The organism is Pseudomonas sp. 5.2, assembly GCF_059025405.1.
The window spans coordinates 72,699-88,791 of record NZ_JBYBHH010000023.1 but is presented as its reverse complement, the minus strand read 5'-3'; the positions used below and the strand labels follow the sequence as shown (position 1 = coordinate 88,791).

The window sequence follows — 16,093 nt, the reverse complement described above, 5'->3', positions numbered from 1 at the left end:
CCTCGTGCTGCGAAGAGGCCGGTGACGACACACTAAATCTTCGCTGCTGCCACGGGCCTCTTCGCAGCACAAGGCTGCTCCTACCGGGGGGTGCAGTAGCTGGGACCAGAGGCAACGGCAGGGCAGCGGCGGGTCCGTTGGTAACCACCCGAATCTGCGGTGGAACGCACCCCCTGTAGGAGCAGCCTCGTGCTGCGAAGAGGCCGGTGACAACACACTAAATCTTCGCTGCTGTCACGGGCCTCTTCGCAGCACAAGGCTGCTCCTACAGGGGTGCGGTAGACGAGGGTCAGTCCGCCTTGCCCTGGGTACTCGATACCCATTGCTCGCTGCGGTTATGCCCGCTGGTACGCAATACCCCAAGATCAAGCGCATTCTCGCCGTCAGCTGCGCCCTTGCCCTTGGTGAACTCAGCCACCGCTGTGCCCAGGTCCACCGGCGAGTTGGACACGTCAATCGACACATCGCGGCGATAGTCGCTGCCACTCAGGGTCTCTTGGCTAATCGCATTGGCGCTCAGCTCGACATCACCCTTGGCCGACTGCAACCGCGCGCCGACCAAGTGAGCGTCGCCCGCAACCTTCAGCGCGATGCCTTCGCTGCCCTTGAGCGTGGTCTGCCTGGCCACGGTGTCGCGCTGTTGATGCGACAGGTCCAGGCGCAAGGTCGGTGAGAAACCAGGTTCGGCCTTGCTCAAGGCTGGGCCGGCCTTTTCGCCGACCTTGCTACCCAGCGGCCCTGCCAGCGCGGTGGCGGCGTTGGTGTAGCCTTGCGGGTTCTTTTCCTGGCTCAGGCGTGCGTCAGCTTTCACGGTCAGGCTATCGACGCTGTCCTTGCGGCTGGCAATGCGCAGATCGCCGCCGACCTCACCGGTAATACGCCCTGCCTCCAGGCTGGCACCTTCGATGCGTGTGTCGCCACGGCTGTGCAACTGGATACCCTCAGCGCGCAGCTGGCTGGCGTTCCAGGTCTGGTTGTCACGTTTGTCCAGGGCGACCTGTGCGCGGCCATGCAGACCACGGGTATCGGTATCCCCCTTGGCCATGTTGAAACCGGCCCCCGCGGTGATGTCGAGGTTGTCGCGTTGCTCCCGGTTGCTGGATGCTTCCACCCGCATGCCGCCACCGGCGGCGTTGAGCACGATCTGTTCGGCTGAGGCGTGCAGCCCCTGCAGGTGCAAGGCGATGTCCTCGCGGGCACGGCTGCTCAGCGTCAGCGTGCCGGCGCTGTCGAAGCGGGCATCGACAGCCTGGCTGGCATCCTCGTTCTGCTTGCCGTGGTTGAAGTGCCCGCCGATGCCGCCCCCTTTCGTTGCGCCGGTCTTGACCGCAAGCTCCAGGCCGCCGCCCAGGTTGCCGCCCTTGGCCTGCTGAGTATCGCTGCCTGCGGTGACCTGCAAGCGGCCACCACTTTCCAGCAGGGTATCCCCGACCTTGGCGTCACGGCTGCCGATACGCGTCCCCTCCAGCTTCAGGTCGCCATCACTGCTCAGGTGAACATTTCCCTTGGCATCGATCTGCGCAACCTGGGCCTTGGTCTGCGCGCTGTCTTGCTGGTGGTGATCAAGGTAGCCGCGGGCGTCGACGCCAGTGCTGCCGGGGCGATTGCCAACCTTGGCCCAGGCGTTGCCGTCAAGCTGGCCTGCGGACTGGGTATTACGGTCATTGGCTTGGGACAACGTCAAAGAGCCCCCGCTGCGCATGGCCACGTTGCCTTCGCCACCGTCGATGCGCGTGCCTTCGTACAGGCCATCGCTGCCCAGCTGTACCTGGATGCCCTGTTGCCCATAGAGGCTTCCGGGCACGGCGGTACTGGCAGTGTCCTGTTTGCCCAGCGAGCCGCCCTTGCCGGCGGCGCGAACATTGAGGTCGTTGCCGCTGCTGGTGTCCACGCGGGCATCGCCGCCATAGGCCATGCGCTGCACGGTATCTACCTGAGTGTTCTCGGCTGCCCGCAGGGTGTGCTGCGAGGCGTCGATCAGCAGTTTCCCGGCGTTGGCCTTCCACGCGGTGCCCTGGTCATCAATGACACCGGCCTTGACCTCGACCGTTGCACCGGTCAGCTCACTCACCTGGGCCAAGCTGCGGCGTTGGTTCTCCAGGCGTTTGAGATGGTCCACGGTCATGTCGGCGCCGACGCTCGGGGCCACCATCGCGTCTTCGGGCGAGGCTTGCTGAAAGCGCGCGGCCTCCTCACCGAGCACCAAGCGTTCGATGGGGCGGGTGAGGTCACGGTATTCCACGCTGGCACCCAGGCTGCCGGCCCAGTTGTCTGTGACGCTTTCACGCTCATGGGTGTCATGCACGGCACGGTTCTCGATGTGCTTGGCAGTGACCTTCAGTTGCTGGCCGGCATCGACGCGTGCGGCTTCGGTGAGCAAATGCTCGGCCTCCAGCTTCACCCCGGCGCTGGCTTTCAATTCGCTGCCTTGTACCGTGCTGTCGCGTTCGAGCTGAGTCTGGGTGTTGTGATGGCCTGCGAAGGCGCTGCCCAACCGGTCGATACCCCCCGTCACTTTAACGCTGCCTCCGCTCTGGCTGTTTTTGCTGATGGACTCGCGCTCATTGCGGGTTGCACCCAGGGCGATGTGCTTGGCGGTCACGTCCAAGTCACCGGCGCTGGCCTGGACTTTGGAACCATTGACCTGCAAATGGGCGTCGCTTTGCAGGCCTACCGAGGCACCCTTGAGTTCGCTGGACACCTGTGATGTTTCCTGCGTCGTACCGGTCGTGGTAGCGACTTGATATCCCAGGCTGGCCTCGTACTGACGCGAGTCCGGCTTGCCATCCTGCGCCTCTTCAGTCTGCTTGGCGCCGACACTGAGGCCACGTTGCTGGTGCCGGGTGTCGGTTTCGTTGCGCGACTGCGCGCTGTCGATCACCAGGTCGCCTTTGGCTTCTACCTGCAAATGTTTGCCTGCTTCGACCTTTGCCCCGTGGATACGCAGTTCGTCGGCGCTGGCCAGGCGCAGGTTGCTGCTGGACGAGACGTCGCTGACCAGTACCTGGTCCTTGCGTGTGGTGTGCTTGCGGTCGCTGCCGATCAGGCCGAACAGTTTGCTGTCGCTCTGGTGATCGGTCGAGGTGCTGCTGCCGCGGTCGGCTTCGATCGCCAGCAGGCCGTTTTCGCTGTAGAGCACCGAGTCTTCCTTGCCATGCACCTTGCTGCCTTTGATGGTGACCTGGTCGGCCGTCATGTTCAGCTTGCCGTCCGTCGTCACACTGCTGCCAGCCACGACCTGCGCTTGGGTGTCATTGCCTTTGCGGTCACCAAAGAAGGTGCCGGAGACCAGGTCGCCGCGGTAATTGCGTTGGGTGCCGCTTTCCTGCAAGGCCGTGGTCCCGACCTCGATGTGCCGGGCCTTGAGTTGCATGTCGCTGTTCGCATGCAGCGTGCTGCCTTCAACCTTGAGGGCGTCGGCTGCCGTGAGGGTCAGGCGCCCGGCATTCAACGTGCTGCCCCGGGCTGTTTCGAGGGTTTGCTCGGTATCGCTGTCGCCGCGCCACAGGTCCTTGCGGTGGCGCACCTGTTCGGTGATGTGTTTGCTGTCGATGCCCGCCACGATGTCCAGGTTGCCGGCACTGTCGACGTTCAACTCACCCCCTGTACTCACGTCGGCGGCCAACAGGCGCATATCGGCACCCGATTGCAGCCGAACGTTGTCATGGCCGCGCAACTGCGTGCCCTGCTGTTGACGGTCGCGGGTGGTGCGCTCGCGGTTGTAGGTTTCGCGGGTGATGAAGAGGAACTTCTTGTTCCAGTTTTCGCGATCGTGCTGGGTGTTTTCCAGGCTGTCGGCGTCCAGGGTGAGCTTCTGCCCGGCCGTGACCACCACCTGTTGTGCCTGGCCATCGACGGCGCGCAGGGTCAGGTCGTCGGCGGCGCTGAGGGCCAGGGCGCCCCGTTCGCTGTGCAGTTCGGCGCGGGTGTCGGCCTTGCCGCTGATGTGCAGGCTACCGGCTGACTGGATGTCGATACCGTCGGTGGCATGTGCCTGAACGGGCCCCATGCGCACGCCCGCGCCTTCGGCGGTGCTCACCACGCGGATGCGCCCGGCGCGCATGGCCCCGAACAGGCTGGCATCGATACTGGCCGCTGTGCCGGGCAAGTGCTCGACCACCTGGCCGCTGGCCTGGTCGATGCGGTTGCGGCCCACCGTGACGTTCAGTTCACTGCCGGCCATGAGCAGCCCTTTGCTGTCTACCTGCGGCGCGATCAGGTCAAGCGCGCCGGTGCTGTTGCTTTGGCCACCGGGCAGTACCTGCAGGGCGCCGCTGGCATTGAGGGTGTCGAGGTACTTGAGTTGCTGGTCTTCGAATTCTGGGGTGCCGACCACGAAGCCCGAGCGCGTGGTGTTGATGAAGCTGCCCCCGTTGAGGGTGATGCCATTGGGGTTGGCCAGGATGTAATCGGCGGGGCGGCCGAAGATTTCCTGCGGCCCCTCGATCAGCGAGGCGTTGCGGCTGATCACTTCATTGAGAATGGTCGAAGCCGCCTGGCCTTGGAACTGCGGGTTGGCGGCCAGGGCACCGGCCAGTTGCGATTGGCCGGCCTGGGTGGCGTTGTTCAGCACCACGCCGGGGTTGCCGACGTTGTAGTCGAGGAACTGGTTGTGTGACAGGCCGCCGGCGTTGGGGGCGACAATGTCGATGACTGGCACACCATGGCCATTGTTGATGACCGGGGTGCCACCTGGGCCGGTAGCGGCTTCAAGGCCGCCTTGGGCCAGCACGCTGCTGGAGCCGAGCAGGGCGAGGAAGATGGCCCAACGCAAGGTATCCGGGCGGGTAGACGTCAACTGCGAGCGCGTTTGCATGGTCTCGTTCTCTTTTTTTGTGGGGTGAATCAGATGCTCAGGTTCCACTCCAGCACCCAGAAGCCCGGCTCCAGAAGCGCGCGGGGCAGGTCACTGGTGTACAAGGCGCGCTGGTAGTCGAGGCGCACGCGGCTGTCGGGCAAGCTCAATTCGATGCCGGCTGCCGCGCCTGCCAGGCGTTGAACGGGGCTGTCGCGAGCCAGCCGGGTCCAGCCCTGATCGAGGCCGGCATAGGGCCGCAGCTGCAGCGATCCGGCCCAGGCCGGCGTCAGCGGATAACTGAAGGTGTTACGCCAGACGGCACTGCTGGCGCCGGAGTAAGTGCGCAGGCGGAACCCGCGCACAGCGGAATCATCGCTGGCCAGCAGTTGCTCGACGGCCGGCAGCCGGTCGCGGCTGTACTGCAGGCCCAGTTCGCTCTGCCAGCGCCAGGGCCGCTGCGCCGGGCCTTGGCGCAGGTGCAGCAGCGTGCCGCGGTACTTGTGAAAGTCCGGTCGTGGGCCCAGCGCACTGGGCGCTGAAGCGTCCGCGCCAAACCAGCCCACCCCTTGGGCGAACCCGAGGTAGCCGTGCCACAGGCCGCCTTCGAGCCACAGCAGGTTGATGCCCGCTTCTACCGTGGTCAGGGTGGGGCTCTGCAGGCTCACGGCCTTGCCGCCGGTGCGGTTGGTGAGCTGCTTGCGGTCCAGCCGGGCGCTGGCGCTGAGCATGCCCTGCTGGTTGCGCCATAGCACCCGCTCGGCGCTGAGCCCCAGAAAGCGGCTGTTGCCACTGCTGGTCTGGCGCCCTTGGGGTATGGGCGCGCTGTAGCTCAGTTGGCTGGCGCTGGCGGCGAAAGTCCACGGGCCGTACGGAATGCTGTAGTACGCCGTGACACCGTTGCTTCGCCCCGGCGCATCGATGACGGCCCTGGCCAACGACAGGCGCAGGTCGTCGTTCAGGCCAAGCGGGCTGTCCAGGCCAATGCCGAGGTTCAGGCGATGGCGGCCGGTCAGTTCGCTGCCACGGTTGTCCAGGCGGCTGTCCAGGTGCCAGCGCGAGGCGGTCTTGTGGGGCTGAACCACTACTCGGGTGCCGCCCTGCAGGGCGCCGGGCAGCAAGTCGACACTCAGTTCATAGGCACGCAGGCGGTTGAGTTGGTCGAGCCCTTGCTCCAGCGCCGGTAGGTACAGCGGCTGCCCCAGCACGTCAGGAAAAGCGCCACGCAAGGAAAGCGGCAGGTCGGCACCAAGTTCGATCGACTCGACGAAGCCTTCGCTGATGAGGATGTCCAGCGGCGCGCCATCCTCGGGTGGCTGGCTCAGGTAAGGGCGGCTGGTGGGGTAGCCCGCCTGCACATAGCGCTGGGTGATGGCCTTGAGCAGCAGGTTGATGTCGACGATGCCCATGCAAGGCTGCATGAAGGGCCGCACGGTCGCTTCCAGTGCCGTGCCCGGCACCTGACGGTGGCCCGCCAGACGAACACCGGTCACCGCCCAGCAGTGGCTGTCGCCCGCCTGTAGGGCCTGGTTTTCGTCATCGCCTGGCGGGGCGGGGGCACGCTGCCAGCGCTCGAGCCGTTGTTGCTGTTCCAGCTGGCGCAACGTTTGCTGCTGGTCGCGCAACTGCTGGCTGGCCAGGTCGTCGGCCCAGGCCAGGGGGCTGGCCAGCCAGCAGGCAAGCAGGCTGCTGGCAATGATGCGTATTCGGTACGGCATTGAAGCACCCCGCAGATGACGTACGGATTTCGTATTCGTCTGCGTGGATGCTAAGAATTAAGTGATTCGCTTGGATGCAGTACGCCGCCTAAGCGGATGTCAGGCGGGTTCGCGGTTGAAGGTGCGAAAGCTCCTACACGATGAGGGGTATGTAGGAAGCATGGAAGTGCAGCCATTGAGCCAGTCCCGTGCAGCGAGCGTTAGTTTTTAAGCTGCTCTTGGGGTCGCAGGCCTTGAATGATTGTCGCAGTCGACAGCAGCAGGCGGAGTGGGTTGTGTTTCGAGGGGATGAACATCAGCTCCCGATAGTACTTGGCTGCCTGCTCATCTTTGCGTCCACAACGATGAAGGCCACCCCCGAGTGCTTTGAAACCGTGTAGATACGACGGAAAAAGTCGGCCATCATCCGCTGTCCAAGCCCCTTTCGCTGCATGCGCTGATCAACAGCCAGGCGACTCAGCATGGCTGCCGGCATGGGGTACCGAGGCATCTTCCTCGCCTGTTCTTCGCTCAGCTCATCGAGCGCTACTGAAGTATTCGCAAGGGTGTAGTAGCCAAGCAGCATCCCGTCCTCCAGGTACATGAAGGTGCGCGAGACATTGCGCTTTTCGTCCTGGCCGGCTTGCTGGGCTATGTAGGTATTCAGAGCGGGGTGGGTAGAGCAGTCGAACGAAGTTCGATCAATCGTCTTATCGAACGCTATGGTGATGAATTCCATCGCAAGGCCTTAGCGCAAGGCAAGTAAGTTGCGAAGCGCTTCATTGGGCTCTGGAGGGTTATCGAGCAACTGATCAGCGATGTCGGCGTCCAGAACAGTCATGCCTTCCTGATCGAAGTTCAAAACCTCATCTTCGATTACAGAGCGAACAGCCAGGGCAGCAACCACCTTTTTGAGTTCGGCCAGTTCTTTTTCCATGTCGGACAAGTGTGGTGCACGGCTGGTACGCCCGCGCGAAGTGCCTGAGCTCAATACGCGGACGCTCAAGCTTTTTGTCGCATGCTCCTCAACTACTGCACCCGCATTGCGATAAGCCGTGACCATGCCACTCTTGCTGTGCAAGGCGATGACGCCTTTCCTGCCGGCCATTGGGAGGCGTGCTTTTGATTGCAATTGCTTGTTCACAGTGAGTCCCTCTGGGTATGCCGATCGTAGCACATACAGCTTGACACCGAGTTCCAAGCATTGATTACAAGTCGCTACAAGCGCCCCGTCAGGGGCGGATCTCGATCAATGTCCCGTCCTTGACCAGTTCCCAGACTTCCTGCATGTCGCGGTTACGCATGGCAATGCAACCGTCCGTCCAGTCCAGGGTATGGAAGTACCACTCCGGGTAATCGTCGTTGATCGGCGTGCCATGGATCATGATCATGCTGCCGGCGCTTACGCCTTCGCGGGTGGCGCGGGCGGCGTCGCTGATGTTCGGGTAGTTGATGTGCATGGCCAGGTTGAAACGGTCGCTCTGTTTGCGCCAGTCCAACCAGTAGAGGCCCTCGGGGGTCTTCTTGTCGCCTTCGCGTTCCTTGGCGCCCTTGGGCTGCTTGCCCAGGGAAATCCGGTAGGTCTTCAGTGGCTCACCACGGCTGATCAGTTGCAGGCGGCGCTCGGACTTGATCACCAGCACCTTGTCGATGAGCGGCTGCATGGCGGCCTGCGATTGCGACTGCGCAGGCGCCGGTGGCTGCGGCTTGCGAATGATGGTCTCGGTGAAGGCAGCCTGGGACACCGAGGTAACGCAAAGGCAGAAAAGGGCAAACAACCAGCGCATGAAGCAGCACCTGCAGGCTTAAGTAGTGGGCGAGACGTTCATCGGCGGCAGGTACTCATGGCCTATGGGGTAGTGCTGCCCGATGCGGTCGCGATAGTAGCATTCTAGTGTGCGTGTGACGGTGCGGAAAGCCAGCTCGTCCCACGGTATCTCATGTTGTTCGAACAATCGCACCTCCAGGCTCTCGATGCCCACATCAAAGCTTTGGTCGGCCAGTTCCGCGCGGAAGAACACGTGTACCTGGTTGATGTGCGGCAGGTCGAACAACTGGTACAGGGCCATGGGCCCTACCTGGGCGCAGGCCTCCTCGACGGTTTCGCGACGGGCGGCCTGGTCGAGGGTTTCGCCGTTTTCCATGAACCCGGCGGGCAGGGTCCAGTAGCCGCGGCGTGGCTCGATGGCGCGCCGGCACAGCAGCACCTGGCTACCCCAGGTGGGCAGCACACCCGCGACGATGTTGGGGTTCTGGTAGTGAACGGTCTGGCAATACTCGCAGACGTACCGCAGGCGGCTGTCGCCCTCGGGGATCCGCTGAACGACCGGTTGGCCGCATGCGCTGCAGAATTTCATGCTGTTCTTCCCTTTTGACTGGGCTATCTTGGCGCGCCGACGGGGCCGCCGCAAGCGCACGGGGCTTGGGTGCTTCGCGGCTTTGGTGCATCATGCAAGACAGGCCTTGGATACGAGAGTGCGCAATGCTGGACGAGCTTCTTCGCCGAATGAGCAACCATGAACCTGCATCACTGGAAACTGACCGACGGTTTCCCGAAGCGGCGGTACTCTTGCCCATTACCCGCAGCGAAGCGCCCGAACTGGTTTTGACCCTGCGCGCCAAGGGGCTGTCGACCCATGGTGGCGAAGTCGCCTTCCCCGGTGGCCGCCGCGACCCCGAAGACCCGGACCTGGTTTTTACCGCCCTGCGCGAGGCCGAAGAAGAAATCGGCCTGCCCCCTGGGCTGGTGGAAGTGATCGGCCCGCTGAGCCCACTGATTTCGCTGCATGGCCTGAAAGTGACGCCATTCGTCGGGCTTATCCCCGATTACGTCGAATACCGCGCCAATGATGCAGAGATCGCGGCAGTATTCACCGTGCCGCTGGAATTCTTCCGCCAAGACCCGCGTGACCACACCCACCGTATCGATTACCAGGGCCGCAGTTGGTATGTGCCCAGCTACCGTTACGGCGAATACAAGATCTGGGGGTTGTCGGCGATCATGATCGTCGAGCTGGTCAACCTGCTGTATGACGCGGGTATCAGCTTGCATCAACCCCCGGAACGTTACATCGAGATCTGAGCGGGGCCCACCCTGCCGTTTGCCGCAAACCGCCGCCGTTTATCCTGAGGAGCGAGCATGAAATATCGCCTGGGCGACCTGCGGGTCGACAGCCATCCGACCAGTTGGATCGCGCCCAACGCCACCGTGATCGGCAACGTGCGCCTGCAGGCCCGTGCCAGTGTCTGGTTTGGCGCTGTATTGCGGGGTGACAATGAGCTGATCGACATCGGCGAAGACAGCAATGTCCAGGACGGCACGGTGATGCACACCGACATGGGCTCGCCGCTGACCCTGGGCAAAGGGGTGACGGTGGGCCATAACGCCATGCTGCATGGTTGCACGGTTGGCGACTACAGCCTGATCGGCATCAATGCCGTGATCCTCAATGGGGCGCGGATTGGCAAGCACTGCATCATCGGCGCCAATGCGCTTATCCCTGAGGGCAAGGAAATCCCCGACGGGTCGCTGGTTATGGGCTCGCCGGGCAAGGTAGTGCGCGAGCTCAGCGAACAGCAGATGCGCTTGATCGAGGCCGGCGCCGCGCACTATGTGCACAATGCCCAGCGCTATGCGCGTGACTTGGTGGTGGATGATGAGTGAAGTGGTCAAGGCAGAGCGCCCGGTGGCGTCGCCGTGCGTGAGCATCTGCGCGCTGGACGAGCAGGACATCTGCACGGGGTGCCAACGTACGGTGGCCGAGATCGGGCGCTGGGGGCGCATGGATAACACTGAGCGCCGCGCCGTGCTGAAGCTTTGCCATGAGCGGGCAGTGGCTGCCGGGATGATTTTGTAGGCGCGGCTGCCGCTGACCCCAAAATCAAGTAACCTGTGCGGCTTGTCTGACGGTTACTGCTCATGTTCTATCTCATCGCCTATATCAGCAGCGTAGTGCTGATCAACTACGCCTTTTCCAGTGCCCCGCACCTGGACATCATCTGGTCTGCCTGGGGCGGCCTGGTGTTCATCCTGCGCGACATGGTCCAGACCCGTTTCGGGCATGGCGCCTTGGTCGCCATGTTGGTGGCCCTGGTTCTGTCGTACGTTACCTCGGAACCGGCCATTGCGCTGGCCAGCGCCACCGCCTTCTTCATCTCAGAGCTGATCGACTGGCTGGTGTTCAGCATCACCCGTCGGCCGCTGCGCGACCGCCTATGGCTGAGCTCGGCGCTGAGCATCCCGGTCGATACCTTCATTTTCTTCGGCATGATCGGTGCCTTGACGCCGGCCGTGATCGGCACGGCAATGGCCTCGAAGTTCGCCGGTGTCACTGCCGTATGGCTGGCCATGGCATTTCGCGCCCGGCGGGCTGCCGCGGTCGGTTGATGGTGTAGAATACGGGTCCTTTTTCAGCGGGCGGCGCTCAGCCTGGCGCAGCCCCGGACGCCTTCGAGGACCTGAAATGACCCGTATCGGAACCCCATTGTCGCCCACCGCGACCCGAGTACTGCTCTGCGGCTGCGGTGAGCTGGGCAAGGAAGTGGTGATCGAGCTGCAGCGCCTGGGCGTCGAAGTGATTGCCGTAGACCGCTACGCCAATGCACCGGCCATGCAGGTGGCGCACCGCAGCCATGTGGTCAACATGCTCGATGGCGTCGCCCTGCGCGCAGTGATCGAAGCCGAGAAACCGCATTACATCGTCCCCGAAATCGAAGCCATTGCCACCGCGACCCTGGTCGAGTTGGAAAACGAAGGCTTCACCGTGGTGCCCACCGCCCGCGCCACCCAGCTGACCATGAACCGCGAAGGCATCCGTCGCCTGGCCGCCGAAGAGCTGGACCTGCCGACCTCGCCGTACCACTTCGCCGACACCTACGAAGACTATGCCAAGGCCGTGGCCGATGTCGGCTACCCGTGCGTGGTCAAGCCAGTGATGAGCTCGTCGGGCAAAGGCCAGAGCCTGCTGCGCAGCGATGCCGACCTGCAGAAGTCCTGGGACTACGCCCAGGAAGGCGGCCGCGCCGGCAAGGGCCGGGTGATCATCGAAGGCTTCATCGATTTCGATTACGAAATCACCCTGCTGACCGTGCGCCACGTCGGCGGCACCACGTTCCTGGAGCCTGTCGGCCACCGTCAGGAGAAAGGCGATTATCAGGAGTCGTGGCAGCCCCAGGCCATGAGCCCGAAAGCCCTGGCAGAATCGCAGCGTGTGGCTCAGGCAGTCACCGACGCCTTGGGCGGCCGTGGCCTGTTCGGCGTAGAGTTGTTCGTCAAGGGCGACCAGGTGTGGTTCAGCGAAGTGTCGCCGCGCCCGCACGACACGGGCCTGGTGACGTTGATCTCCCAAGACCTGTCGCAGTTCGCCCTGCATGCACGCGCCATTTTGGGCCTGCCGATTCCGGTGGTGCGTCAGTTTGGGCCATCGGCGTCGGCGGTGATCTTGCCAGAAGGCCAATCGCAACAGACCAGCTTCGCCAACCTTGGCGCCGCGCTGAGCGAGCCGGACACGGCCATTCGCCTGTTCGGCAAGCCGGAAATCAACGGTACCCGTCGCATGGGCGTATGCCTGGCACGTGATGAGTCGATCGAAGCGGCGCGAGCCAAGGCGACTCGCGCTTCGCAGGCGGTCAAGGTCGAGTTCTGATTCAACACCGTTAGGGCCGCTTTGCGGCCCATCGCAGGCAAGCCAGCTCCCACAGGTTCTGCTCAAAGCTCAAGGGCTGTGTGGGCCTTGTAGGAGCTGGCTTGCCTGCGATGGGCTGCAAAGCAGCCCCCATTAGTTAGAGCTCCGTGTTTCGGGTCTCTTTCAGGCACAGCACCGCAATCAAGCTGATCACCGCCGCCACCGACACATACCCGCCCACCCAGCTCAACCCGCCCATGCTCACCAGTTTCTGAGCAAAGAACGGCGCCGCCGAAGCCCCCACGATGCCGCCCAGGTTGTACGCCGCCGACGCGCCGGTGTAGCGCACATGGGTAGGGAACAGCTCGGGCAGCAACGCCCCCATCGGCGCAAAGGTCACGCCCATCAGGAACAGCTCGATGGCCAGGAACAGCGCCACGCCCGTGGTCGAGCCCGAAGTCAGCAGCGGCTCCATGGTAAAGCCCGATGCCACGGCCAGCAGGCCGCCGACAATCAGCACCGGTTTGCGCCCGTAGCGGTCGCTAAGCCAAGCCGACAGGGGCGTGGCCAGCGCCATGAACACCACCGCGAAGCACAGCAGGCCGAGGAACGTCTCACGGCTGTAGCCCAGGGTAGTCACGCCGTAGCTGAGCGAGAACACCGTCGAGATATAGAACAGCGCATAGCACACCACCATCGCCGCAGCGCCCAGCAGGGTCGGTACCCAGTATTTGGAGAACAGGTCGACCACCGGCATCTTCACGCGCTCATGGCGGGCAATGGCCTTGGCAAACACCGGGCTCTCTTCGAGCTTGAGGCGCACATAAAGGCCGACCAGTACCAGTGCGGCGCTGAGCAGGAACGGAATGCGCCAGCCCCATTCACGGAACTGCTCGTCGCTGAGCACCAGGGCCAGGGTCAGGAACAGGCCGTTGGCAGCCAGGAAGCCGATCGAAGGCCCCAATTGCGGGAACATGCCGAACCAGGCGCGCTTGCCCGGTGGCGCGTTCTCGGTGGCCAGCAGCGCCGCACCGCCCCATTCGCCACCCAGGCCCAGGCCTTGGCCGAAGCGCAGCAGGCAAAGAATGATCGGCGCCCAGACGCCAATGCTGTCGTAGCCTGGCAGCACGCCGATGGCGGTGGTGGAAACGCCCATCAGCAGCAGCGACGCCACCAGGGTCGATTTACGGCCGATGCGGTCGCCAAAATGGCCGAACAGCGCCGAGCCCAGCGGGCGAGCGAGGAAGGCGATGCCGAAGGTGAGGAAGGCCGCGAGCATCTGCGCGGTGCCCGACCCGGACGGGAAGAACACCGGGCCGATCACTAGCGCAGCGGCCGTGGCGTATACATAGAAGTCGTAGAACTCGATGGCCGTGCCGATGAAGCTGGCAGTGGCCACCCGTGCGGGGGAGTTGACCGGCGCGGCAGGCGCTTCGGCATAGGTGCTGCTCGTGGTCATTAAGTAGGTCCCTAACAGTCTGGTCGTGCTCCAAGGGCTTGATCCGCCAGGGCGCGTACCTTCTAAGGGCAGGCACACCTACGCGGACGCCGGAGCGTATTGTTCTTTTGCTCGCCCGACTGACGATAGCCCAAGGGGGATAGGGGCGGGAGCGGGCACTGTTCGGGGTGTTGAAGCAGGACCGCGGGGCGTGTCAGTGGAGCGGACTGGCCGTGTGGCGCCGGGTGCGGGTAGCAGGCGGGACGGCGGGGCTGGGTAAGCGTGACCCGAGTATAGCTATCGGGTCACGGTCCACACCAGTACCTTGCTGGCGCAATTGTCCTCTGTTTCGAGGATTTCCAGGCGATATCGGCCGATCTTCAGGCAAACGGCGCTTTCCGGGATGCTTTCCAGTGCTTCGGTGACCAGGCCGTTGAGGGTCTTTGGCCCGCCATCGCAGGGCAGGTGCCAGCCCAGGGTGCGGTTGATCTCGCGCAGCGAGGCGGTGCCTTCGATGACGAAGGTGCCATCGGGCTGGGGGTGTACGTGCGGGTTGTCCAGCCCCTGTTCGTCTTCGAACTCGCCGACGATCTCTTCGAGGATGTCTTCCAAGGTGACGATGCCCAGCACCTCGCCGTATTCGTCCACCACCACACCCAGGCGGCGTTGCTGTTTATGGAAGTTCAGCAACTGCAGCTGCAGGGGCGTGCTTTCGGGTACGAAATAGGGCTCGTAACAGGCGCCGTGGAGTTTCTCCAGGGTCAGCTCCGCCTTGGGCAGCAGGTGGCTGATCAGCTTGGTGTTGAGGATTGCCTCAACCTGGTTGATGTCGTTGTGATAGACCGGCAAGCGGGTGTGACGGCTGACGATCAGCTGCTCGATGATGCGTTCGATCGGGTCGTCCAGGTTGATGCCATCGACTTCGTTGCGCGGCACCAGGATGTCGTTGACGGTGACTTTGTCCAGCGATTGCAAACCGTCGAGCAGGCCATGGCGTGCAGGCTCGTGCTCCTCGTCTTCGTCGAAGTCGTCGTCTTGCTCCGGGTGCAAGGCGACCGCCGTAGGCTGCACACGGAATGGGCGCAGCAGCAGCTTGGCGCAGCCATCGAGCAGGCAGGCCAAGGGTTGCAGAAGCGCCAGGGGCACTTTCAGCAGGCTTGCACCCAGGCTTGCAAACGCCTGCGGGTTACGCCGCGCCAGGCGCCGCGGCAGAAATTCGGCAAACACCAGCAAGGCCAGCGTCGCGCCCAGGCCTGCCAGCCAGAAGCCGTGTTCGCCGCTGTAGCGCTGGCCAATCAGGCACGCCAGGCCCAGCACCAGCAACTTGCCGAGGCTGGCGCACAGCACCAGCGCCTGGGCGGGCAGGGGGGCTTGACCGTCGTCGCCGTTGCGCAGCGAACCATTGAGTTGCAGGCGGGCGGCATCCACGGCGCTGAAAAGCGCCGACCAGAGCAGCGCCAGTGCCAGAGTGCCGAGGAGCGGTGCGTACGGCAGGGTGTCCATGGGCGGCCGTCAGATATGCAGGATGAATTCGCGAACCAGCTTGCTGCCGAAATAGGCCAGCATCAGCAGGCAGAAACCGGCCAGCGTCCAGCGGATCGCTTTGTGGCCACGCCAGCCCAGGCGGGTGCGGCCCCACAGCAGCACGCTGAACACCACCCAGGCGACGCAGGCCAGCAAGGTCTTGTGCACCAGGTGCTGGGCGAACAGGTTGTCGAGGAACAGCCAGCCAGAAATCAGCGACAGCGACAGCAGGCACCAGCCGGCCCAGAGAAAGCCGAACAGCAGGCTTTCCATGGTTTGCAGCGGCGGGAAGTTGCGGATCAGGCCTGACGGGTGCTTGTTTTTCAGCTGGTGGTCCTGCAGCAACAGCAGCAACGACTGGAACACCGCGATGGTGAACAGGCCGTAGGCGAGGATCGACAGCAGGATGTGCGCAAGGATGCCGGGCTCTTCGTTGATCAGCGGCACGGTACCGGGGGGCGCGAACTGGGCCAGCAGCGCAGTGACCGCGCCCAGCGGGAACAGCAGCACCAGCAGGTTTTCTACCGGGATGCGCAGGCACGCCAGCAAGGTCAGGGTAATGACCGCAACGGCGATCAGGCTGGCGGCGCTGAAAAAATCCAGGCTCAGGCCCAGCGGGGTGATCAGCTGGAAGAACAGGGCGCCGCCCTGGGCGATGACAGCCAGGGCGCCGAGCAGGCCCAGCAGCCGTTTGTCAGCTTTGCGGCCCTGGGCCAGGTGCGTGCCCTGGTAGAGGGTCGCAGCTATATAAAGGCCGGCGGCGATCAGGTTGGGGATGAGGCTGGGTGAGGAGAACATAAGTCCTGGTTGGCGAGCCTTAAAGAGACGGAGTTTGGCATAGAGAGCTGCAAGCTGGAAGCCGCAAGGTACAAGCAAAGGCGGATCCGCGAGGTGGCTGCATTTTCTTGCCGCCTGGCGCCCGTAGCTTGCCGCTGGGAAGGCAAGGTGTGCGCCGCCGCCGCACTTCGCTATAATCGCCGCCTTGCTGTGCCCCGGGTGTGTGCATTTTCCCCCT

At 63.6% G+C, this 16,093-nt stretch carries 14 protein-coding genes; 5 read left to right on the top strand and 9 right to left on the bottom strand.

Going from position 1 to position 16,093, the window contains the following annotated elements:
• Positions 1 to 289: 289 nt before the first annotated feature.
• The 6 genes from AC5PZ0_RS26420 to AC5PZ0_RS26395 all read right to left on the bottom strand — a co-directional run bounded on the left by AC5PZ0_RS26420 (position 290) and on the right by AC5PZ0_RS26395 (position 8,849).
• Positions 290 to 4,816: a hemagglutinin repeat-containing protein gene (locus AC5PZ0_RS26420; RefSeq protein ID WP_493856049.1), complete on the bottom strand. Its 4,527-nt coding sequence runs from the start codon at positions 4,814 to 4,816 to the stop codon at positions 290 to 292.
• Between the two features lie 29 nt (positions 4,817 to 4,845).
• Positions 4,846 to 6,513, bottom strand: a complete 1,668-nt coding sequence (locus AC5PZ0_RS26415) for a ShlB/FhaC/HecB family hemolysin secretion/activation protein (protein WP_493856048.1) — start codon at positions 6,511 to 6,513, stop codon at positions 4,846 to 4,848.
• Positions 6,514 to 6,808: 295 nt separating this feature from the next.
• Positions 6,809 to 7,231, bottom strand: coding sequence for a GNAT family N-acetyltransferase (locus tag AC5PZ0_RS26410; protein ID WP_493856047.1), 423 nt, complete (start codon positions 7,229 to 7,231; stop codon positions 6,809 to 6,811).
• Positions 7,232 to 7,240: 9 nt separating this feature from the next.
• On the bottom strand, positions 7,241 to 7,636 hold the full coding sequence (locus AC5PZ0_RS26405; protein WP_493856046.1) for a hypothetical protein: 396 nt from the start codon (positions 7,634 to 7,636) through the stop codon (positions 7,241 to 7,243).
• Positions 7,637 to 7,724: 88 nt separating this feature from the next.
• Positions 7,725 to 8,279 carry a L,D-transpeptidase family protein gene (locus tag AC5PZ0_RS26400; protein ID WP_493856045.1) on the bottom strand — a complete coding sequence of 185 codons (555 nt, stop codon included), beginning with the start codon at positions 8,277 to 8,279 and terminating at the stop codon, positions 7,725 to 7,727.
• 18 nt (positions 8,280 to 8,297) lie between these two features.
• On the bottom strand, positions 8,298 to 8,849 hold the full coding sequence (locus tag AC5PZ0_RS26395; protein WP_099428456.1) for an NUDIX hydrolase: 552 nt from the start codon (positions 8,847 to 8,849) through the stop codon (positions 8,298 to 8,300).
• Between the two features lie 125 nt (positions 8,850 to 8,974).
• Between AC5PZ0_RS26395 and AC5PZ0_RS26390 the strand changes: the two genes are divergently transcribed.
• The 5 genes from AC5PZ0_RS26390 to purT all read left to right on the top strand — a co-directional run bounded on the left by AC5PZ0_RS26390 (position 8,975) and on the right by purT (position 12,137).
• Positions 8,975 to 9,574 carry a CoA pyrophosphatase gene (locus AC5PZ0_RS26390; protein ID WP_027595712.1) on the top strand — a complete coding sequence of 200 codons (600 nt, stop codon included), beginning with the start codon at positions 8,975 to 8,977 and terminating at the stop codon, positions 9,572 to 9,574.
• Between the two features lie 57 nt (positions 9,575 to 9,631).
• Complete coding sequence (locus AC5PZ0_RS26385) at positions 9,632 to 10,156, top strand: gamma carbonic anhydrase family protein (RefSeq protein WP_085272711.1); 525 nt, start codon at positions 9,632 to 9,634, stop codon at positions 10,154 to 10,156.
• A complete protein-coding gene (locus AC5PZ0_RS26380; protein ID WP_085272712.1) occupies positions 10,146 to 10,349 on the top strand; it encodes a DUF1289 domain-containing protein in 204 nt (67 codons plus the stop codon). The genes AC5PZ0_RS26385 and AC5PZ0_RS26380 overlap by 11 nt, the downstream gene beginning before the upstream one ends.
• Before the next feature lie 62 nt (positions 10,350 to 10,411).
• Positions 10,412 to 10,879 carry a 7-cyano-7-deazaguanine/7-aminomethyl-7-deazaguanine transporter gene (locus AC5PZ0_RS26375; RefSeq protein ID WP_027595715.1) on the top strand — a complete coding sequence of 156 codons (468 nt, stop codon included), beginning with the start codon at positions 10,412 to 10,414 and terminating at the stop codon, positions 10,877 to 10,879.
• A 76-nt stretch (positions 10,880 to 10,955) separates the two neighbouring features.
• Complete coding sequence (gene purT / locus AC5PZ0_RS26370; protein ID WP_027595716.1) at positions 10,956 to 12,137, top strand: formate-dependent phosphoribosylglycinamide formyltransferase; 1,182 nt, start codon at positions 10,956 to 10,958, stop codon at positions 12,135 to 12,137.
• Between the two features lie 136 nt (positions 12,138 to 12,273).
• On the opposite strand, the gene AC5PZ0_RS26365 is transcribed toward purT, so the two are convergent.
• The 3 genes from AC5PZ0_RS26365 to AC5PZ0_RS26355 form a co-directional block, all read right to left on the bottom strand.
• Complete coding sequence (locus AC5PZ0_RS26365; RefSeq protein WP_274884227.1) at positions 12,274 to 13,575, bottom strand: MFS transporter; 1,302 nt, start codon at positions 13,573 to 13,575, stop codon at positions 12,274 to 12,276.
• Positions 13,576 to 13,851: 276 nt separating this feature from the next.
• On the bottom strand, positions 13,852 to 15,057 hold the full coding sequence (locus AC5PZ0_RS26360) for a transporter associated domain-containing protein (protein ID WP_027595718.1): 1,206 nt from the start codon (positions 15,055 to 15,057) through the stop codon (positions 13,852 to 13,854).
• 9 nt (positions 15,058 to 15,066) lie between these two features.
• The gene (locus tag AC5PZ0_RS26355; protein WP_027595719.1) at positions 15,067 to 15,876 is read right to left on the bottom strand and encodes a cytochrome C assembly family protein; all 810 of its coding nucleotides are present in this window, start codon (positions 15,874 to 15,876) and stop codon (positions 15,067 to 15,069) included.
• Between the last annotated feature and the right edge of the window lie 217 nt (positions 15,877 to 16,093).